Raw genomic sequence first — 21,700 nt, 5'->3', positions numbered from 1 at the left:
ATTAAGAATTTTTTTTTTCCTTTCCAAAACAATATTTATATTTTTGTTCATTCCATATTTTTCTTTCACGAAGAAAATTTTTAATATAAAATGAGACAGATTTTTCATTTTCTAGTTTAGAAAATAATATCAATTGTTCTATAGAACGGGTAGTAGCAACGTATAATAGATTGATATTTTCAAATGCAGTGTTTAATAGGTAACTTTCATAAAAGTTACGTATTTTTTTATCATGTTTTATTCGTTGGAGATATGATTCTATTTTCAAGTAAATAGTATTCAATCCATTATATAAATAAGGATTAACGTCGATCCATCCTTCTTCTTTTTTTTTAGAAAAAAAATCCCAATCAGTAAAAGGAAGAAGAACGACAGGAAATTGCAATCCTTTAGATTTATGAATAGTCATAACACGAATAGCATTTTTATGATCAGAAATCATAATGCTTTCTTTTTCTTTTTTAGATTCCCAATAACTTAAAAAATCGAAAATAGAATTTTCTGAATTTCTCATAAACCTATAAATCAAATCCAGAAAAGAATAAATAGATGCAATGTTTTGTTTGTTTAACAAACCAAAAACTTCAATTATTTCTTCTGCAATGTTGTATATGGATTTATTATATAATTTATCTAATGATAATGAATTTTTTGATGTAATTTTTGTTAAAAAAAGATCTAATGGTAAAAATATTATTTCCATAATAAAATCGTGATGATTTTTTTTAGAACGAATGAATTTATGTTTTAATAAAAGAAAAATTAAAGAAACTCTTTTTTGATAACAATGAGGGTTAGCAATGACATAAAGTAAATTTATGATTATTTGTATTTCTAAATGATTTTTTATTAATAAAGAAACAGAAGTGTTTACGTTAATACCATCTTCAACAAGTTTTTCAGATAAAAAGTGGCCTTCTTTATTATTTCTAACCAATAGAGCAATGTCTGATAAAACATATTTTTGTTTCAATAATTTTTTAATCTTATTTTTTACTTGAAAATAAATATATTCTTTGTAGTCCTTATCCTTTTTTTTTAGAAAATTTATTTCTACATATCCTCCATTCTTCTTAAATATTTTTTGTTTTGAATTTTGATATATATTTCGATAAGTATTTGAATGGAAAATTTTGGATATAGACTGATAAAATAAATTATTAAATTTTACAATTTCCTCGTAACTACGAAAATTTGTGTCTAAACTTTTGAAGTCTTTTTTATAAAAAAATGATTTATAATTAATTAAATGAATAAATTGTTTTGCATCACCACCTCTCCATCTATATATAGATTGTTTCGGATCTCCTACTATCATAGCTGATCCATTTTCAGATAATGCATTTTCAACTAAAATTCTAATATTACTCCATTGCAAAAATGAAATATCTTGAAATTCATCTATAAAATAATATTTGTATTCCGTTCCTATTTTTTCATAAATCATAGGAAATTTTTCTTGAAGAATTCTTTCATAAAGAATTTTATTTAACTCAGCATTCAGAAAAATTTTTTTTTCGTTTTTTAAAAAATTGAATTCTTTTTCTATTTCATGTACTATCGATAGTATATTGATATTCTTCAGAAGAATTTTATCTAAAAGATAACACGATATGTTTTTTTTATAAATAGATTTTGTTTCCTCATATAAGGAAATAATATTCTCTTGATTTCTTTCTATTAATATTTTTTGATTTTTCTGTCTAGAATTTTTAGAATAAAAAACTCTTTTTTGAATGTGTTTTTCAAGACGTTCATTAAAAGGATTAAAAAATATATTTTTAGTTTGAAATTTTCGGAAAAGTCTTGGTAAATCTGAATGTAGAAATAAATTTTTTTCAATGGAAGTTTCTCTTAAAAAGAGAAAAAATTTTTCCCCTTGTATATTGCATTGTTTTTCAAACTTTTGAGTTCTTCTTATTAAAGAATTTTTTAATTGTATGAATTCTTCTAAAGAATGACTTTTAATTTCTTTTATTGGAAAAAAATTGTTTTCTTTCAACATAAGATTAGCTATTTTAAATAATTCTTTTCTTACATCCCAGTTTTTTCCTTTTTTTAATTTTTCCAGAGAAAATTGAACTAAAATATTTGACCATTTTTTTGAATCTTTTAATCTATATAATAGATTTTCTACAACATTCAATAGAAATCTGTTAGTATCCATTTCTAATTCCAAATTTTTTTCTTTTTTTAGAATAAAAGATCTAACAATATTATAAGTGAATTTATCTATTGTACTTGTATTTTGAGAAAAAGAAGAAAAATCATGTAAAATAGAAAACAATATTTTTTTAGAACGTTCATACAATTGATGTTTTGATAATCTTAAATCTTTTGTGAGATTTTCAAACAAAGAAGAATATTCTTCTTTAACTTTTTTATTTGAAAACTCTTTAAAACATTGTAATATGCGTTTTTTCATTTCTTCAGAAGCTTTTTTAGTAAAAGTCAAAGCTAAAACTCTTTTAAATTCATCTGGATAAGGACTTTTTAATAGAACGTAAAGATAATTTTTTACTAAAAAGAAGGTTTTCCCAGATCCTGCCGAAGCGTTATATATCTTTAATGTTGATGGAATAAGCATAGTTTACGCAAAAAAATTTTTTCATATATTTTACTCTGATGAAACAAAACTATAACTATAAATTATAACCTAACCTATTAATACTTTTTTTACATTTGTTTATCCTTAAATTAAATAAATAAATACATGTCTAAAAAATTCCCATTTGGAGTGGCTACTGGTGATCTTGTTCTAGAAATATTTGAATATGCTAAGGAAAATGTTTTTGCTATACCTGCTGTAAATGTTATTGGATCTAATAGTATAAACGCTGTTATGGAAACTGCGGCAGCAGTTAACTCTCCTGTTATTATTCAACTATCTAATGGAGGAGCTATTTTCAATGCAGGAAAAGGATTAAGTAATAAAGAACAACAAGCGGCAGTAAAAGGATCTGTAGCCTGCGCTATGCATATTCATGAATTAGCATCATATTACAAAGTAATAGTTATTCTTCATACAGATCATTGCTCTAAACCTTTTCTTCCATGGATAAACGGATTAATCGAAGCTAATGAGAAATATTATAATCGTTTTGGAAAAACGTTATTCAGCTCACATATGTTAGATCTTTCTCAGGAACCATTAAAAGAAAACATTAGTATTTGTGAGAAATATTTTGAAAGAATGAACAAAAAAAAGATTCTTCTTGAAATAGAATTGGGTGTAACTGGAGGGGAAGAAGATGGAATAGATAATTCAAATATAGAAAATAATAAACTATACACTCAACCAAAAGAAGTTAGTTACGCTTATGATAGGTTAATTAAGATTAGCAAAAATTTTATTATAGCTGCTTCTTTTGGAAATGTACACGGAGTTTATAGGCCTGGAAACGTAATTCTTCGTCCCGAAATATTGAAAAATACGCAGGAATACATACAAAAAAAATTTCATACCAAAGAAAAACCAGTTTCTTTCGTATTTCATGGTGGATCAGGATCTTCCAAAAAAGAAATACAAGAGGCTATCAGTTATGGAGTTGTCAAAATGAATGTTGATACAGATTTACAATATGCTTTTACTTGTGGAGTTCGAGATTACATGAAGAAAAATGAAGAATATTTAAAAAAACAAATAGGGAATCCAGAAGGAGAACATCTTCCAAATAAAAAATATTATGATCCTAGAGTTTGGTTAAGAGAAGGAGAAAAATCTTTTAAAATTCTTCTCAAAAAATATTTTGAATTCATGAATAATATTAATACTTTGTAATAGTATATATAAGGATATAGTAGTCATGTCTTGGTTTTTGAGAAAAAAAAAGAATATTTTAACGTCTATAGACGAAAGAAAAGACTTACCAAAAGGTCTATGGTACAGAACTCCTAGCGGAAAAATTATAGATACTGAAGTATTAAAAAAGAATTCTTATGTCAGTCCAGAAGACGGGTATCATGTAAGAATTCATAGCAAAGAATATTTTGAAATTCTTTTTGATAATGGTAATTTTTCAGAAATGGATATAAAAATGATCAGTAAAGATCCTATTAAATGGAAAGATTATAAAAAATATACAGATAGAATCAGAGAAGCTAGAAAAAAAACAAGTTTATATGATGCTATTAGAACAGGGATAGGAAAAATAAAAGGACTTGATGTAGTGATCTCTTGTATGGATTTTTCATTTATAGGAGGATCTATGGGATCTGTAGTAGGAGAAAAAATATCTAGAGCAATAAAATATTGTATAGAAAAAAAATTTCCATATATATTAATTTCCAAATCTGGTGGTGCAAGAATAATGGAATCTTCTTTTTCATTAATGCAAATGGCTAAGACAATTGCTAGATTAACTCAATTGCGTGATGCTAGAATTCCTTATATCTCTGTTTTAACAGATCCTACTACAGGAGGTGTTACTGCTTCTTATGCATTACTTGGAGATATTAATATAGCTGAGCCTGGAGCTCTTATTGGATTTGCTGGCCCTAGGGTGATTAAGGAGACAATTGGAAAAGATCTTCCAGAAGGATTTCAAACATCAGAGTTTCTTATAGATCATGGATTTATAGATTTAATTTCTTCTAGAACTGAATTGAAGCAAAATATATTTAATTTAATTTCTATGATGATGTGAAATTTATTCCCATTCAATAGTAGATGGGGGCTTAGAGGTTATATCATATACCATTCTATTAATTCCATCAACTTCATTAACAATTCTATTTGAAATTTTTTCTAAAAATTCGTAAGATAAATTCGAAAAAGTAGCAGTCATAAAATCTTCTGTATTAATAACACGTAATACTGCAGAATGTTCATAAGTTCGTCTATCTCCCATTACTCCTACGGATTTAACGGGTAATAAAATAATGAAAGCTTGACTAACAGAATCATAAATGTTGGAATTTTTTAATTCTTGTAAAAGAATACTTTCCGCTTTTCTTAAAATAGAAATTTTTTTTTCATTGACTTCTCCAATTATTCGAATACTTAATCCAGGTCCAGGAAATGGATGACGATGTAACATTTCTTCTGGTAATCCTATTTTTTTTCCTATTTTTCTTACTTCGTCTTTAAATAATTCTTTTAATGGTTCAATAAGTTTCAATTTCATAAATGTAGTAGAAGGTAATCCACCTACATTATGATGAGATTTTATAGAATGACTTAATTGGTTCTCTTTTGAAGAAGATTCAATAATGTCTGAATAAATAGTACCTTGTGCTAAAAATTCAATATCTTTAATTTTTTCTGATTCTTCTTGGAAAACAGAAATAAATTCTTCTCCTATAATTTTTCTCTTCACTTCAGGATCTATAACTCCATTTAATCTAGACAAAAAACGATTTTTAGCATCTATGATCTTAATGGGAAAATTCATTTTTTTGCACAAAAAAGATATTCTTTCTTCTTCTTCCTTGAGAAGAAATCCTGTATCTACAAAAATACAATTCAAAGAATTTCCAATAGCATTATGAATGATATAAGCTGTAACCAAAGAATCTATTCCTCCAGAAAAACCTAATAATACCTTTTTTTTCTCTACACGTTTTTTTATTTTATCTATTGCGTTGTGTACAAAATTATCCCAATCCCAGTTTGGAGTACACTTACAAATATGAAAAACAAAATTTTTCAATATAGAAATTCCAAATTCTGTATTTTTTACTTCTGGATGAAATTGCACGGCATAAATATCTTTATTGATATGACTGAAAGATGCGATCTTACAAGAAGAGGTATGTCCTGTAATTTTAAATTTTTTTGGAATGTTTCTAATTTCATCAGAATGACTCATCCAAACAATGGATTCTTTTGGAATTCCATCAAATAAATTGTTATTGGAATGATCTATAATGAACTTAGACTTTCCATATTCTTTATATTTAGACCTTTCAATTTTACCTCCAAAAATAAAAGAAATGAGTTGCATTCCATAACAAATTCCAAATATAGGAATATTCAATTGAAAAATATTCTTAGAAATTAATGGAGATTCATTATCATAAACGGAAAAAGGGCCTCCTGATAAAATAATTCCTTTAGGTTTTATCGATAAAATATGGGATATGGAAATATTATAATCACATAAAAAAGTATCTACTTTTAAATCTCTAATCCTTCTTGCAATCATATGACTATATTGAGATCCAAAATCTAATATTAAAATTAAATCTTTTTTCATTTGGTTTTAATTATAATATAAACCAATGTCTTTTCGAAAAAATGAATCTATGAATTGTATTTTTTTGACTTTATCATAAGCTTTTCTTCTAGCTTCTGAAATTGTATTTCCTATTCCTACTATATTGATAACGCGTCCACCTGACGTAACCCATTTTCCTTTTTCTTTTTTTGCACCAGCAATATAAAAAGGTTCTTGTAATGAATCTAAACCTTTTATTATTTGCCCATTTTTGTATTTTTCAGGATATCCTTTAGAAGATAAAACAACGCAACAAGAACATAAGTTTTTCCAAGAAAGAGATACTTTTTTATGAACAAAAAAAGATTGAATAACATCTAAAAAGTTATTTTTCATTAATGGAAATAAAGTTTGAGCTTCAGGATCTCCAATACGAGTATTATATTCTAACAAATAAACTTTATTTAAAGTAATCATTAATCCGAAATATAAAAATCCAAAAAAAGTTAATTTTTCTGAAATTAGTCCTTCTAAAGTAGGTTCCAATATGTTTTTTTGAAAATCTATCCAAATAGAATTAGTCATATATGGATTCGGAACAATAGCACCCATACCTCCTGTATTCATTCCTGTTTCATTTTCTCCAATTTTTTTGTAATCTAGAGCAGATAAAAAAGGAAATATCTGTTTTTTATTGAAAATAGATATTATAGAAGCTTCTTTTCCTTGCAAAAATTCTTCTATAAGAACTTTATCTCCAGATTTTCCAAATTTTTTTTTTACCATAATAGTCTCTAAAGCTTCTTTTGCTTCATTTTTATTTCTAGCTAAAATAACTCCTTTTCCTGCGGCTATTCCATTTGTTTTAATAGCAACAGAAAAAGTACATTGATCTAAAAAATCGATAGCTTCTTGATAAGAAGAAAAAATATTATATTTAGGAGTTCTAATTCCATATTTTTTCATAAAAGATTTAGCAAAAATACGATCTCCCTCAAGTTTAGCCGCTAGACAATGTGGTCCTATTATTTTTAATCCAAAATTATGAAAAACATCTACAATTCCTTCTATAAGGAAAATTTCAGAACCTACAATAGTTATATCTATTAAATTTTTTTTAGCAAAAAAACCTAATTCTAATAAAGTCTTTTTTCCATCAATATTTTTTCCTATTATACCAGTTCCTCCATTCCCAGGATAAAAATAAAGATTTGTAAAATGATTATTGTCTTCTAATAATTTTTTTCCAATAGCATGTTCACGTCCTCCTCCTCCAACAATTAAAATATTCATAATTTCTAATGTTTAAAATGTCTCTTACCAGTAAAAGCCATAGCTATTCCATAATCATCGCAAGCTTTTACAGATTCTTCGTCTCGCATAGACCCTCCTGGCTGTAGGATAGCACGTATTATACCTGAACGAGCTGCTTCATCTACAACATCACGAAAGGGAAAAAAAGCATCAGATACAAGAACTAAATCTTCTTTTTCTTTCTCTAAAGCTCTATTTATAGCTTGACTAGTTGCCCAAATTCTATTAGTTTGTCCTCCGGAAATTCCTAAAGTTTGCGTTCCTTTAGCTATAACAATAGCATTAGATTTTACATATTTTACTACTTTTTGAGCAAAAAATAAAGATTTTATTTCTTGATCTGTAAATTTTTTTTTAGTAACTACTTTATAATTTTCCTCATTAGGAAAAAAATAGTCATCTTCTTGAACCAAGATACCTCCATCTATTTGAACATATTCAAGTTTATCAGAAATAGGTTCATGAATACTAATAATTCTAATATTTTTTTTTATTTTTAAAATATTTAACACGTCTTTTTCGTAACTTGGGGAAATAATAACTTCTAGAAAAATGTTATTAATCTCTTTTGCCAATTCTTTTGTAAGAGGAACATTAACTGCCATTATTCCTCCAAAAGCAGAAATTGAATCAGCATAATAAGTTTTTTGAAAAGCATCTACAATGTTTTTTCCTAATGCTACTCCACAAGGAGTAGAATGTTTTACCGTACAACAAGCAGGTTTTGAAAACTGAGAAACAACTTTCCAGGCCACATTCATATCTCTTAAATTATTAAATGACAATTTTTTACCATGTAATTGTTGAAAATTTCGCATCGCACCATGGTTAATCGTATTAATGTAATAAGCAGCTTTTTGATGAGGATTTTCACCATAACGAAGATTCATACTTTTTTTATAAGAAGAATGTAAATAAGTAGGAAATTTTTCATCCATTAAAATATATTGAGAAATGGCAGAATCATAATAAGAAGTAAAATTAAAGACTTTTCCCGCTAATTTTTTTCTTACTTTTAATGAAGTAGATCCATTCTGTTCAATTTCATTTTGAACCATTTCATAATCATTCTCATCTATAATAGCAGTAACGTATAAAAAGTTTTTAGCAGCTGCACGAAGCATGGATGGTCCCCCTATGTCAATAAGTTCTACTAAAGAATAAATATCATACTTTTTCTCCATCATTTTTTCAAAAAATGGATAAAAATTAACTAATACAATATCAATAAGATGAATATTGTAAGAACGAATGGATTGGATATGTTTTTCAATTGAACGATTTGCTAAAATTCCTCCATATATATTAGGATGAATTGTTTTGACTCTTCCATCTAAAATTTCAGGGAAAGAAGTTATATCAGATATTTCCATTACATTAGATAGACCTCTTTTTGTTAAATATTGGTACGTGCCACCAGTAGAAATTATTTGATACTCTTTTTGATATAAAAAATTAGCAAAATGAAATAGTTTTTCATTTTTTTTATAAACACTAATCAGAGCTTTTTTCATACTACTTATTTTATTTAATATAAGTATAGTATTTTTTTTACAATAAATCCATTATCAAAAATTTTTGATAGACTTAATTAATATTTCTCTCTCAATAAGAGAAACTTTCTGTGATAAAGATATTGGAGTATCTTCTGAATAAATTTTACATGATTTTTTCAAAATTATATCTCCTTTATCTACGTCTTTTGATACATAATGAACCGTAGCTCCTGATATTTTTTCCTTATTTTTAATAACTTCTTGATGCACTTTTATGCCGTACATCCCTTTTCCACCATATTTAGGTAAAAGAGAAGGATGAATGTTAATAACTTTTCCAATCCATTTTTCACAAAATTCTTCATCAAGTATAGAAAGAAATCCAGAAAGGATTATAATATGTGGAATATCTTTTAATAAGATATTATTTATCTCCTTAAAAAGAAATTTTTTCTTGATTTTTTCTAAAGAAAAGGATCTTATCTTTTCTTTCAAAGAATATTGAATTGCACTACAACATCTGTCAGAAATAACTAAATTCACTCTAAAATTAGAAAGTGTTCCGTTTTTAATCGCTAGTAAAATATGCTGCATATTGGTCCCTTTTCCAGAAACTAAAATAGCAATTTTTTTCATTGTATATTTATTTGAAAAATACTTTTTTATTCCCTTTTACAATATTTCCAAAAACAAAAGGTTTTTCTCCTAAAAAACGGAGTCTTTTTAAGATAGGATTTTCTTGCCTAAAAGAAGCTATTATAATCATTCCTACTCCCATATTAAAAGTATTCCACATTTCTTTATCAAATAAATTTCCTTTTTTTTGAATATAGTTAAAAACAGGTTGAATAGGTATTTTTTCTTTTTCTACTATAGCAGATAAATTTTCTGGAAGAATTCTAGACAAATTTTCTGATATACCTCCTCCAGTAATATGAGATAATCCGTGTATTATAAATTCTTTCAATAATATCTGAATAGGAAAATGATAAATCCTAGTTGGAATTAAAAGAGTTTCATAAAATGGTTTCTCTTGAAAAAATGTTACAAAATCTTTTGTAGTAAAAATATTTCTAATTAAAGAAAATCCATTACTATGGACTCCAGATGAAGGAAGTCCTATTAAAACATCTCCTTCCTCAATAAATTTTTTCCCATCTATAAGATGATTCTTCTCTACAATACCTACACAAAACCCAGCAATATCATAATCATTTTTTTTATAAATACCTGGCATTTCTGCAGTTTCTCCTCCAATAAGACAGGTATTAGTTTTTTTGCAAGAAATAGCTATTCCTTCTATTATTTTTTCCACAATAGAAGAATCAAGTTTTCCGCAAGCTAAATAATCTAAAAAAAATAAAGGAGTTGCACCGTGACATAAAACGTCATTTGCACACATTGCAAAACAATCTTCTCCAATTAAAGAATATTTTTTGTAATTAATAGCTAAACGCAATTTAGTTCCAACTCCATCAACTCCAGAAACTAAAATAGGTTCTTTGTATCCACATTCATATATTTTATAAAATCCGGAAAAATGATCTAATGTACTAACAACCCTATTATTATAAGTTTTTTTTAAAATTTTATTGATTTTGAATATGGTGATATTACTTTCTTTCATAATTTGTTATTATATTTTTTTACCGGATAGTTTCCTGTAAAACAACCGAAACAGTAATGATTATTTCCAAGAATGGCTACTAAATTCTCCATGCTTAAGAAATCTAAACTATCTACGTCTAGAATTTTTGCTATACTTTTTTTATCAAAATAATTGTATGAAATTAGATCTTTTTTACTAGGGGTATCTACTCCTAAATAACATGGAGCTATAATAGGAGGAGAAGCGCTTCTAAAATGAATTTCTTTTGCTCCTGCTTTTCTCAACATATAAACTAATCTACGACTAGTAGTTCCACGAACTATAGAATCATCAATAATAACAATGCGTTTATCTTTTATTTCATCTAAAATAGGATTTAATTTTAAGTTTACTATCTTTTCACGCATTTCCTGTTTAGGTAGAATAAAAGATCTCCCAATATATTTATTTTTTACTAAAATAGGTTTGAAAGGGATTCCGGAAGCCTTAGAGTATCCAATTGCAGCTGGAACTCCTGAATCTGGTACTCCAATGACTACATCTGCTTTCACTGGATTTTGATCATAAAGTTTCTCTCCACTTTTTTCACGAATTTCATACACATTTATATTTTCAATTAAGGAATCAGGACGAGAAAAATAAATATACTCAAAAGAACATATTCTTTTTTTTGTATATTTTTTCTCTTTTATAAGAGAAAATCGGATTGATTTTTGATCGACAATAATAATTTCTCCTGGGAATAAATCTCTTATAAAAAATCCATTTACAGAGTCTATACCACAAGTTTCGGAACTAAATATATAAGTTTCTTCATTTAACATTCCATAACACAAGGGACGTATGCCATTTGGATCTCTGAACGCAGCCATTTTATTATCCATAAGAACGATAACAGAATAAGCTCCTATAATATCTTGAGTTGTTTTTTTAATAGCTGTTTCTAAGCTATTATTATGTTCTAATAAATATTTTTGTATTAAACGTAATATTACTTCAGAGTCAGAATACTCTGATAGAAAATGAAACCCTTCAGATTCCAACTTTTTTCGAATATATTTAGCATTGACTAAATTTCCATTATGTACTATGGATATAGTACTTTTTCCATCAGAATCCTCTCCAAAAAAAGGTTGAATATTTTTCTTACTTTGTCCTCCCTCTGTTGAATAACGTGTATGACCAATAACGGCATTCCCATGATAACATTCAGAATTCGAAATATTTCGAAAAAAATCTAAAACAAGACCTTCACTTTTATGAGATAAAATAAAACCATCTCGCAAAACAGAAAAACCACAGGCTTCTTGTCCTCTATGTTGTAATGCAAATAATCCAAATTGAATTAAAGAAAAAGTGTCTACTTTCTGAGGAGAAAAAATCCCAAAAACACCACATTCATCATGAAATTTATCAGTATAACAATTTTTCAAAATCGAATGTGATAATTGAGATATTATCTTTTTGGAAAAAGAATATCTTTGCTCCATTATTTTATATGGATTATCTTACATTTAACCTTTTTAATATTTCCATATAAATGTCAAGAACTTCTTCCTTTAATCCAGTTCTAAATGGATCTTTATCTAATTTTTTCATTGTTTTTTTATCCCAAAAACGACAAGAATCAGGACTAATTTCGTCAGACAATAAAATATCATTTTTATAATTTTTACCAAACTCTATTTTAAAATCTACCAATATAATATCCTTATCTAAAAAATATTTTTTGAGAATATTATTTATATTCGATATAATTTTATAAATAGTGTTGAGTTCTTCATAAGAAATTATTCCTAAAAATACAGCATGATGATCATTAATCAATGGATCTTTCAATTTGTCATTCTTATAAAAAATTTCGAAAATTGTATTCGATAAATGAATTCCCTCTTGAATATTTAAACGTTTCGACATACTTCCGGCTACAATATTTCGAGCAACAAATTCTAAAGGAATTATATCTACTTTATGACACAACTGTTCTCTATTATTAATTCTTCGTATAAAATGAGTTTTAATTCCACAAGAATTAATAAATTTAAAGATTAATGTACTAATTTCATTATTTATAATTCCTTTATCCTGTAAGAATTTATTTTTTAATCCATCCATAGATGTTAGATTATCTTTATACTGAACCAGTACTTCAAGTGGATTATTAGTATTGTATATTTTTTTTGTTTTTCCTTCTAATAAAAGATTTTTTTTAATTACGAAATTCATAATCACAAATATTGCTCTATTTCATTGATCAATTTTTTTCTTTTTTTTATTCGAAATTCTAGCAATGATTTTTTAAGATCCATATTTTTTATAGATAAAATATGAATAGCTAATAACCCGGCATTATAAGAATTATTGATTCCTACTGTAGCAACAGGTACATCTTTTGGCATTTGCACCATAGAAAAAAGAGAATCCATACCTCCTAACAATCCATTATTATTATGAATAGGAACTCCTATTACGGGTAATATTGTTTTAGAAGATATAATTCCAGGCAAATGAGCAGATAATCCAGCTCCTGCAATAATTACATCTGTTCCTTCATGTTCTATTTTTTTGATAGTATTCGATAAAACGTCAGGAAGTCTATGTGCGGAAATTACATAAGATTTATAATATATATTAAAATTTTTTAGTATTTCAGTTGCTGCTTTCATAGTTTTTTTATCGGAAATACTTCCAATGAATATAGCTACTTTCATATATAATATGATTTAATTTTTATAAAAAAAATTGTACCGCATTTTTAAAAATAGAATGTTCATGGACATTAGGTATATTTTTTAATAATCCATTATCGTAACGTTCTGGATGAGTCATTCTTCCATAAATCTTACCATTTTCACTTAATAATCCCTCTACAGCAGAAACAGATCCATTGGGATTATATAATCTTTCTAAACTAGGATTCCCTTTTAAATCGACATACTGTGTAGCAATTTGATTTTTTTGAAATAAGATTTTTATTATTTCTTTTTTTGCATAAAATCTACCTTCACTATGAGATATAGGAAGATTATATATTTTATTTTTCATTCCATTTAACCATGGAGATTGATCAGAAATTACTTTTATATGAACACATTGAGATATATGTTTTTCTATTTTATTATAAGTTAACGTAGGAGACTTATAATTCCTTAAACAAATTTTACCATAAGGTAACAATCCAGATTTTATCAAACCTTGAAATCCGTTACAAATACCTAGTATCAATCCATCTTTATCAAGAAAACGTTGAATGGAGTCCTTAATATATGGATTATGTAATAGAGATACAATAAACTTGGCGGCTCCATCTGGTTCGTCTCCAGCGCTAAAACCTCCACAAAGCATAAATATTTGCACAGATTCCATCTGTTTTTTAATATGAAATATGGATTCCATAATATCTTGATCATTTAAATTTTGAAAAACAAAAGTTTTTACTATAGATCCTTCTTTTTCAAATGCACGAACAGATTCAAACTCATTATTTGTTCCAGGAAATACTGGAATAAATACACGTGGTTTCCCTTTTTTTATAAACCTACATTTCCACTTTATAGAATTCCATTCTTTTTCTTTACTGATTGGTATTTTTACTTTTTTAACATTTTCTATAATTTCATTGTAAGAAAACACAGAAGTAAAGGTTTTTAACCAATATTTTATAGATTCATTAATATCAATAGATATTCCATTAAAATTTAATGATTTTGAAGAAACTATTTCTCCTATTGGAATAAAATCATCTGAAATAGGAGATGAAGATTCTATAATTAAGGTACCTATACTTATTTCAAGCAAATTTTTGTTGCAATTTATGACCGCTCCTAAACCATTTCCAAATGACATTTTTGCAATAGCAATAGCAATCCCTCCATCTTTTACTGTTTGTACTGAAACAATTTTTCCTGAACGAATTCCATCATAGATTTTATCATAAGATTTTTTTATGGAATCAAAATCTGGCATTTCATTTTTTAATGAATGATGATAATACAAATAAATTTTATTTCCTATCCTTTTAAATTCAGGAGAAATAACATTTAAACATGAACCAGTGGATACTCCAAAAGCAATAAATGTTGGAGGGACATGTATATTTTTATATGTTCCTGACATAGAGTCTTTTCCTCCAATAGAAACCAAACCTAAAGACATTTGTGCATGATAAGCTCCCAATAAAGCAGAAAAAGGTTTCCCCCAATTTTTTGGATCATTTCCTAATTTTTGATAATATTCTTGAAAACTAAAATAGGATTTCTTATAATCTCCTCCCATAGAAACAATTTTAGAAATACATTCTACAATTGCATAAGCTCCTCCATGAAAAGGACTCCAAGAAGAAATTTCAGGATGAAATCCCCAAGACGCTAAGCTTACAGTATTTGTAGTTCCTTTTAAAACAGGAATTTTTTGAACGCTTCCTTCACATGGAGTCATTTGATATTTTCCTCCAAAAGGCATTAAAACTGTAGTAGAACCTACAGTACTATCAAACATTTCTACTAAACTCTTCTGAGAAGCTACATTTAATTTGGAAAGAGTCTCTAAAAAAATTGTTTTGTTAAACAAAAATTTTTTTGATTTTTCAAAAGGAGAAATTGAAATAGGAGAACTTACACAAACAGATTGTTCTTTATAGGAGCCTCTTGTATTCAAGAAAGAACTTTTTACGTTAAAAATTTCTTTTCCTTTATAGGAAAAAATGATACGTTTATTGTCAGTTATTTCTGCTATAGGTGTAGACATAATATTCTCTTCACGAGCCAAATGAATAAATTTTTCCACATTTTTGGGATCTAATACCACAGCCATACGTTCTTGAGATTCTGAAAGAGCAATTTCAAGAGCTTCTATTTTATCATTTTTTACAGGTATTTTATCTAGTTTAAGGATTAAACTATTGCTTAACTCTCCTATAGCAACTGCAGCTCCACCTGCCCCAAAATCATTGCATTTTTTGATTAAAGAAATAACTTCTTTTTTTCTAAAAAATCTCTGTATTTTTCTTTCTATTATTGGATTTCCTTTTTGTCCCTGTGGTATATTTTTTTTGGAATTTTCCTCATACTCCTTAGAAGAATCAGTAGCTCCCCCTATTCCTTCTTTTCCTGTTAATCCTCCAATTAATAAAATTATATCTCCTTTTTTTGGTCTTCTTTTCTTTATAAAACTAGTAGGTACAGCTCCAATAACCATTCCAATTTCCATTCTTTTCGCTCTATATCCTTCATGATAAATTTCATGAACATGTGTTGTCGCTATTCCTACTTGATTTCCATAAGAACTAAATCCATAAGCTGATTCTAAACAAATTTTATGTTGCGGAAATTTTTCATCAATGGTTTTTGGATTTGTAGGATCAGCTGCTCCACTTAATCTTAGCCCTTGATAAACAAAAGCCCTTCCAGACAAAGGATCTCTAATAGCACCCCCTATGCAGGTAGAAGCTCCACCAAAGGGATCAATTTCAGTAGGATGATTGTGTGTTTCATTTTTAAATAATAAATACCATTTCTCTTTTTTTTTACAACCAACTATGTCGACATCTATCTTAATGACACACGCATTCTGTTCATGAGATGGAAAAAAATTTTTTAATTTCCCTTGTTTATGAAAAATTACAGAAGGAAGATTAGATAAATCCATGAAATTAATAGGATATTTTGACCTTCCAATTAAATATTTATCTTTTAAATATTTATTAAAAACATTTTTGTATGTTTTTTTTAAAAAACCATCAAAAGAGATATTCACTAAATTTGTATAAAAAGTTTGATGTCTACAATGATCTGACCAATAAGCATCCAATATACGCAATTCTAATTGCGTTGGATTTCGTTTTTCTTGAATAAAATATTTTTGTATAAATAACAAATCATTTTTATCTATGGACAGATTACAAGTATCATGAAATTGATTGATTTTTTCAATAGAAAAATCTGTGAAATGATCTACAACTTGTAGATCATTTTTTTTTCTATTTTCTTCATTAAGATCCGATTTTATTTTTACATGATATTTTTTAATTTCATAAAAATCTTTGTTTCTATTAATTCCAATGAATTCAATCAATTGTCTGCTTTTTATAAAAACATTATTGGATTTAGGATCTAAAATTTTTATGCATTGCATAGCAGCATTTGCACGGTCATAACACTTTCTCGTAACTTCTTCTATACATGGATTATTTGAATTTATTTTTTCATGTAAAATATCTGTGACAGGATCTACAAAAATTTTGGGTAAACTTTCTAATAAAAGTTCTTTCCTTATATTAAATATATCATATCTATAATAAATAATCACTCGAGATAATGAAATATCTATATTATTTTTTAATTCCTGATATAATTTTCTAGAATCAATATCAAAAGGATCTTTTTTTTGTATATAAATTCTAAGATTCATAAATAAATATTTCAAATTTGTCTATCCATATTAGATATATCAGAATCAATTAAATGATGAAATCGATTTAATATTGGATTAACTTTTTTATCAATAAATTCTAAAGTTTGATCAGAAGAAAATCCTATAAAATTTTCTGGATTGAGCATTTGATCTATTTTTTTTTTATGAATTGGTATTTTTTTATCACGAGAAATACGTTGAATAAAATCATTTTCCTTTCCTTCTAATTTTATTTTCCTATTTGTTTCCATAGAATGAATTCGTATTCTATCATGAATTTCTTGTCTATCTCCTCCATTTTTGACACATTCTATAATGATGTGCTCAGTTATTAAAAATGGAAGTTCTTCTTCAACATGTTTTTCAATGATTTTAGGATATACAACAATATTTTCTAATATGTTATTCCAAATCATTAAAATAGCATCTACAGCCAAAAATGATTGTCCTATAACTAATCTTCTGTTAGCAGAATCATCCAAAGTACGTTCTAACCATTGAGTTGCTGCAACTATGGCAGAACTATTTGATAAAGAAATAACATACTTTGCTAAAGAAGCAATTCTCTCACTACGTATAGGATTACGTTTATAAGCCATAGCACTGGATCCAATTTGATTGTCGTCAAAAGGTTCTTCCATTTCTTTCAAATTCTGAAGCAAACGTAAATCATTGCTAAATTTGTGAGAGGATTGAGAAATATTGGATAATAAGTTTAATATTTGAGAATCTACTTTTCTATCGTAAGTTTGTCCTGTAATTGAAAAAACATTTTGAAATCCAAATTTATAGGATATTTTTTTTTCTAAATTTTTTACTTTTTGTAAGTTTCCTTTAAATAATTCTTTAAAACTATCAGCTGATCCTACTGTCCCTTTTACTCCTCTGAAATGAATATTTTTAAGTCTAAATTCTAATTCTTCTAAATCTAAAAGCAAGCTTTGTATCCATAAAGAAGAACGTTTGCCTACAGTTGTTAACTGAGCAGCTTGATAATGTGTGAAAGCTAAAGTAGGTACATTATGATATTCTATGGAAAAATTTCTAAGACGAAAAATTAAATTAACTACTTTTTTAAGTAAAATTTCTAATCCATCACGAATCGTAATAATATCCGTATTATCCCCTAAAAATGCACTAGTAGCACCTAAATGAATAATAGGTTTTGCTTTTTTAGCCTTTTCTCCGAAAGCATATAAATGCGCCATTACATCATGACGAAATTTTTTTTCATAAAAAAAAACTCTATCCCAATCAATATCATACAAATGTTCTTTTAAATCATAGATTTGTTCATCGCTGATATTTAACCCTAATTCTTTTTGTGTTTCCGCTAAATACAACCACAATTTTCTCCAAGTAGAAAATTTTTTTTTTGGAGAAAAATTATATAACATTTCTTTGCTACTATATCGTTCTACTAAAGGATTTTTATATTCTTTCACAAGAAAATATTTTTTTAAGAAAAAATTTTAAAAAATGAATATTTATTTTTAATAATATTTTTATTTCTTTCAGATCCTACAGAAATTAAAAGTATTTCTAAATTTAGATAATCTTCAATAAATTTAATATATTTCTTACAATTTTCTGGTAAATTTTCATATTCATTGATATGAGATATATCCTTTTTCCAGCCAGGAAAATCTATATAAACACTTTGTATATCCTTCTCTATATTTGCTGGAAAATATTTGATAATTCTTCCATTCCATTTGTATTCTACACAAACTTTAATAGTTTCTAACTCGCTTAATACATCTAGTTTTGTAATAATTAAATAATTAATTCCATTAATTGTACAAGAATATTTAAGAGCCATTAAATCTAACCATCCACATCTTCTTGAACGTTTTGTTGTTGCTCCATATTCGTTGCCTTTCTTGCGTATAACGTCATTTATATTATTTTGAATTTCTGTAGGAAAAGGACCAAATCCTACACGTGTACAATATGCTTTTGCAACTCCTATAAAATTACCTAAAAAATTAGGTGGGACTCCTGCTCCTATACAGACACCTCCTGTAGAAGGAGAAGAAGTAGTTACATATGGATATGTTCCATAATTAATATCCAATAAAATAGCCTGAGCTCCTTCAAATAGAATTTTTTTCCCATTATGAAAAGCATTATGAATTTCATAAACAGAATCTATAATACGATTAGAAATAATTTTTGCATATTCTACATATTCTTCATAAATAGATTTAAAAATCAGAGGCTCTCTTTTATAAACTTTTGTAATAATTAGATTTTTGAAATCTATATTATATTTTAGTTTTTGATAAAAATCCTTAATATTTAAAAAATCCAATAAACGTATTCCTATACGTGCTGTTTTGTCTTCATAAGTAGGACCTATTCCACGATGTGTAGTCCCAATAGATTTATATCCCAATGTTTCTTCTTTATATTGATCTAGCAAACGATGATAAGGCATAGTGACGTGTGCTCTTTTTGCTAAAAAAACTTTGGATGTATCAATATCCATTAATTCTAAATCTTTTATTTCTTTAATAAAAGATTTAGGATCTACAACAACACCTGGTCCAACAATACATTTTATATGAGAATAAATAACTCCAGAAGGAATCAAATGAAGAATAAAACGATGGTTTTTTATATGAATAGAATGACCAGAATTATTTCCTCCCTGATAACGGATTACATAATCTGAATTTTTAGAAAGTAAATCTGTAATTTTTCCTTTTCCCTCGTCACCCCATTGGAGACCGACAATAACATTTGAAGGCATGATATTTGTTCATTTTAATACTTCAACAAAGTTAATTTTTATAAATAGATAATAAAAAATATTTTAGTCTATTTTTTTTCAGAATTTCGTCTTAGATGTTGATAAGCTAATTGAGTAACTTTTCTTCCTCTAGGAGTTCTAATTAAATACCCTTCTTTGATAAGAAAAGGTTCATAAACTTCTTCTATCGTATCTGAATTTTCGCTTACAGCTGTAGATATAGTGTTAATTCCTACAGGTCCACCTTTAAAAGTATCTATAATAGATATAAGAATCCTTTTATCCATCTCGGATAATCCTTTTTTGTCTACATTAAGAGCTTGCAATCCTAAATTGCATATATTTAAATCAATAATTCCATTTCCTTTTATTTGAGCAAAATCACGAATTCTACGAAGTAAAGTGTTAGCTATACGTGGAGTTCCTCTGCTTCTATTAGCTATTTCAGAAGAAGCTTCTTCTGTAATCGGAATGTTTAGAAATTTTGCACTTCTATTTACAATATTTTTCAACAATTTATTTTCATAATAATTAAGACGAAAATTAATTCCAAATCTAGAACGCATAGGTTCTGTGAGCAACCCAGATCTTGTAGTTGCTCCTATTAAAGTAAAAGGAGATAAATCTATCTGTACTGATTTTGCGTTAGACCCAGTATCTATGATAATATCTATTTTATAATTTTCCATAGCAGAATACAAATATTCTTCAACTATTGGAGAAAGTCTATGAATTTCATCAATAAAAATAACATCATTTAATTTTAAATGAATTAATAAACCAGCTAAATCTCCTGGTTTATCTAATATTGAACCTGAAGTAATCGTGATATTAACACATAATTCATTAGCTACAATATGAGCAAGTGTTGTTTTACCCAATCCTGGAGGTCCATGAAACAAAATATGGTCCAAAGCGTCTTTTCTTTTTTTAGAAGCCTGAATAAAAACTTTTAGATTTTCCAGTATATCATGTTGTCCAACGAAATCTTGAATAGTTTTTGGATTGAAAGATCCTTCTAAAGAAGATAACACTATCTATGTATTTTAATATTAAAATTAAAAATCAGAGAATCCATGAATACAATATAGAAATAAAAAATACAAAATTCCAGGATTTTAAAATATTTAATATAGGATAATTTGTTAAATCAAATTGAATAGGAACGATAGACACGTATCCATTTTCTAATGCCCATTCATCTGTATCTATTCTTTTATCAGAATTGATAAAATCACCTACTAACCAGTAATAAATTCTTCCTTTTGGATTAGATCTTTTATCAAAACTTTCTTTCCATTTAGATTCCGCTTGTCTACATATTTTAATCCCTTTTATATCTTCTTCTTTCAATTTTGGAATGTTTACATTTAAACTAATTTTATTTTCTGAAATAGGATCAGTTTTATGAAGTATTTTTTTCACAATTTGATAAACATATTTTTTTGATACCTCAAAATCAGCATTCCAGTCAAAATCGAGTAGAGAAAATCCTATAGATGGAATACCTTCAATACTCGCTTCAATAACAGCAGAAATTGTTCCAGAATACATAACATTTATAGAAGAATTTGATCCATGGTTAATCCCTGATACACAAATATCAGGTTTTCTCGGAAGAATTTTGTTAATGGCTAACTTTACACAATCTACAGGTGTTCCTGAACATTCCCATTCCTTTTGGTTACCGTTATCGATTTTTACAGAATCACAATATAAAACTGTATCCATAGTTATAGCGTGTCCTACACCAGACTGAGGCTTATTTGGAGCAACAACATACACGTCACCTAAAGGATTCATAGCATGAATAAGTGCTCTAATTCCTGGAGCAATAATTCCGTCATCATTTGTTACTAAAATAATTGGTTTTTTCTTCATTTTTTCCAATTTTTTCCAAAAAAATTTATTTATACTATTTTTTAAATAAAAACATATTTTTAAATAAAAACATATT

General features: G+C 26.9%; 16 protein-coding genes. 2 read left to right on the top strand and 14 right to left on the bottom strand.

The genetic code is table 11. The features are described 5' to 3' along the window. Position 1 precedes the first annotated feature (1 nt). The gene (locus tag H0H40_RS00820) at positions 2–2,587 is read right to left on the bottom strand and encodes a UvrD-helicase domain-containing protein (RefSeq protein WP_185869181.1); all 2,586 of its coding nucleotides are present in this window, start codon (positions 2,585–2,587) and stop codon (positions 2–4) included. 126 nt (positions 2,588–2,713) lie between these two features. On the opposite strand from H0H40_RS00820, the gene fbaA reads away from it, so the two are divergent. Next, positions 2,714–3,781: a class II fructose-bisphosphate aldolase gene (gene fbaA / locus H0H40_RS00815; protein WP_185869180.1), complete on the top strand. Its 1,068-nt coding sequence runs from the start codon at positions 2,714–2,716 to the stop codon at positions 3,779–3,781. Positions 3,782–3,806: 25 nt separating this feature from the next. Beyond that, entirely contained in the window at positions 3,807–4,646 is an 840-nt protein-coding gene (gene accD, locus H0H40_RS00810) for an acetyl-CoA carboxylase, carboxyltransferase subunit beta (protein ID WP_185869179.1), read from the top strand. Positions 4,647–4,649: 3 nt separating this feature from the next. Here accD and guaA read toward each other — a convergent pair whose 3' ends face one another. From guaA to surE, 13 genes are all read right to left on the bottom strand, one after another. Beyond that, positions 4,650–6,197 (bottom strand): glutamine-hydrolyzing GMP synthase, encoded by a 1,548-nt coding sequence (guaA, locus tag H0H40_RS00805; RefSeq protein WP_185869178.1) that lies wholly within the window; start codon positions 6,195–6,197, stop codon positions 4,650–4,652. A gap of 6 nt (positions 6,198–6,203) precedes the next feature. Further along, on the bottom strand, positions 6,204–7,451 hold the full coding sequence (gene purD, locus H0H40_RS00800) for a phosphoribosylamine--glycine ligase (RefSeq protein ID WP_185869177.1): 1,248 nt from the start codon (positions 7,449–7,451) through the stop codon (positions 6,204–6,206). A 5-nt stretch (positions 7,452–7,456) separates the two neighbouring features. Then, positions 7,457–8,986, bottom strand: coding sequence for a bifunctional phosphoribosylaminoimidazolecarboxamide formyltransferase/IMP cyclohydrolase (purH, locus tag H0H40_RS00795; RefSeq protein ID WP_185869176.1), 1,530 nt, complete (start codon positions 8,984–8,986; stop codon positions 7,457–7,459). A gap of 54 nt (positions 8,987–9,040) precedes the next feature. Further along, positions 9,041–9,604: a formyltransferase family protein gene (locus H0H40_RS00790; protein ID WP_185869175.1), complete on the bottom strand. Its 564-nt coding sequence runs from the start codon at positions 9,602–9,604 to the stop codon at positions 9,041–9,043. Positions 9,605–9,611: 7 nt separating this feature from the next. Then, the gene (purM, locus tag H0H40_RS00785; RefSeq protein ID WP_185869174.1) at positions 9,612–10,595 is read right to left on the bottom strand and encodes a phosphoribosylformylglycinamidine cyclo-ligase; all 984 of its coding nucleotides are present in this window, start codon (positions 10,593–10,595) and stop codon (positions 9,612–9,614) included. Beyond that, the gene (gene purF, locus H0H40_RS00780; protein ID WP_238785691.1) at positions 10,592–12,067 is read right to left on the bottom strand and encodes an amidophosphoribosyltransferase; all 1,476 of its coding nucleotides are present in this window, start codon (positions 12,065–12,067) and stop codon (positions 10,592–10,594) included. Before purF ends, purM begins: the two co-directional genes overlap by 4 nt. 13 nt (positions 12,068–12,080) lie before the next feature. Further along, the gene (purC, locus tag H0H40_RS00775) at positions 12,081–12,803 is read right to left on the bottom strand and encodes a phosphoribosylaminoimidazolesuccinocarboxamide synthase (RefSeq protein ID WP_185869173.1); all 723 of its coding nucleotides are present in this window, start codon (positions 12,801–12,803) and stop codon (positions 12,081–12,083) included. 2 nt (positions 12,804–12,805) lie between these two features. Then, positions 12,806–13,288, bottom strand: coding sequence for a 5-(carboxyamino)imidazole ribonucleotide mutase (gene purE / locus H0H40_RS00770; RefSeq protein WP_185869172.1), 483 nt, complete (start codon positions 13,286–13,288; stop codon positions 12,806–12,808). 19 nt (positions 13,289–13,307) lie between these two features. Continuing rightward, on the bottom strand, positions 13,308–16,985 hold the full coding sequence (locus H0H40_RS00765; protein ID WP_185869171.1) for a phosphoribosylformylglycinamidine synthase: 3,678 nt from the start codon (positions 16,983–16,985) through the stop codon (positions 13,308–13,310). 11 nt (positions 16,986–16,996) lie between these two features. Next, positions 16,997–18,433: an adenylosuccinate lyase gene (purB, locus tag H0H40_RS00760; RefSeq protein WP_185869170.1), complete on the bottom strand. Its 1,437-nt coding sequence runs from the start codon at positions 18,431–18,433 to the stop codon at positions 16,997–16,999. Positions 18,434–18,447: 14 nt separating this feature from the next. Continuing rightward, the gene (locus tag H0H40_RS00755) at positions 18,448–19,743 is read right to left on the bottom strand and encodes an adenylosuccinate synthase (protein ID WP_185869169.1); all 1,296 of its coding nucleotides are present in this window, start codon (positions 19,741–19,743) and stop codon (positions 18,448–18,450) included. Between the two features lie 68 nt (positions 19,744–19,811). After that, positions 19,812–20,777: a Holliday junction branch migration DNA helicase RuvB gene (gene ruvB, locus H0H40_RS00750; protein ID WP_185869168.1), complete on the bottom strand. Its 966-nt coding sequence runs from the start codon at positions 20,775–20,777 to the stop codon at positions 19,812–19,814. Positions 20,778–20,808: 31 nt separating this feature from the next. Then, complete coding sequence (surE, locus tag H0H40_RS00745) at positions 20,809–21,624, bottom strand: 5'/3'-nucleotidase SurE (RefSeq protein ID WP_185869167.1); 816 nt, start codon at positions 21,622–21,624, stop codon at positions 20,809–20,811. Positions 21,625–21,700 lie beyond the last annotated feature (76 nt).

Source organism: Blattabacterium cuenoti (assembly GCF_014252295.1).
GTDB classification, from domain to species: Bacteria; Bacteroidota; Bacteroidia; order Flavobacteriales; family Blattabacteriaceae; genus Blattabacterium; species Blattabacterium cuenoti_V.
This window is presented reverse-complemented; position numbering and strand designations above follow the sequence as displayed.

Bases quoted from the DNA above. Each gene is read 5' to 3' on its own strand.
- H0H40_RS00790 (WP_185869175.1), bottom strand. From the start codon at position 9,604: ATGAAAAAAATTGCTATTTTAGTTTCTGGAAAAGGGACCAATATGCAG.
- fbaA (WP_185869180.1), top strand. From the start codon at position 2,714: ATGTCTAAAAAATTCCCATTTGGAGTGGCTACTGGTGATCTTGTTCTA.
- purC (WP_185869173.1), bottom strand. From the start codon at position 12,803: ATGAATTTCGTAATTAAAAAAAATCTTTTATTAGAAGGAAAAACAAAA.
- purH (WP_185869176.1), bottom strand. From the start codon at position 8,986: ATGAAAAAAGCTCTGATTAGTGTTTATAAAAAAAATGAAAAACTATTT.
- H0H40_RS00765 (WP_185869171.1), bottom strand. From the start codon at position 16,985: ATGAATCTTAGAATTTATATACAAAAAAAAGATCCTTTTGATATTGAT.
- guaA (WP_185869178.1), bottom strand. From the start codon at position 6,197: ATGAAAAAAGATTTAATTTTAATATTAGATTTTGGATCTCAATATAGT.
- purE (WP_185869172.1), bottom strand. From the start codon at position 13,288: ATGAAAGTAGCTATATTCATTGGAAGTATTTCCGATAAAAAAACTATG.
- purD (WP_185869177.1), bottom strand. From the start codon at position 7,451: ATGAATATTTTAATTGTTGGAGGAGGAGGACGTGAACATGCTATTGGA.
- H0H40_RS00755 (WP_185869169.1), bottom strand. From the start codon at position 19,743: ATGCCTTCAAATGTTATTGTCGGTCTCCAATGGGGTGACGAGGGAAAA.
- accD (WP_185869179.1), top strand. From the start codon at position 3,807: ATGTCTTGGTTTTTGAGAAAAAAAAAGAATATTTTAACGTCTATAGAC.
- surE (WP_185869167.1), bottom strand. From the start codon at position 21,624: ATGAAGAAAAAACCAATTATTTTAGTAACAAATGATGACGGAATTATT.
- purM (WP_185869174.1), bottom strand. From the start codon at position 10,595: ATGAAAGAAAGTAATATCACCATATTCAAAATCAATAAAATTTTAAAA.
- purF (WP_238785691.1), bottom strand. From the start codon at position 12,067: ATGGAGCAAAGATATTCTTTTTCCAAAAAGATAATATCTCAATTATCA.
- H0H40_RS00820 (WP_185869181.1), bottom strand. From the start codon at position 2,587: ATGCTTATTCCATCAACATTAAAGATATATAACGCTTCGGCAGGATCT.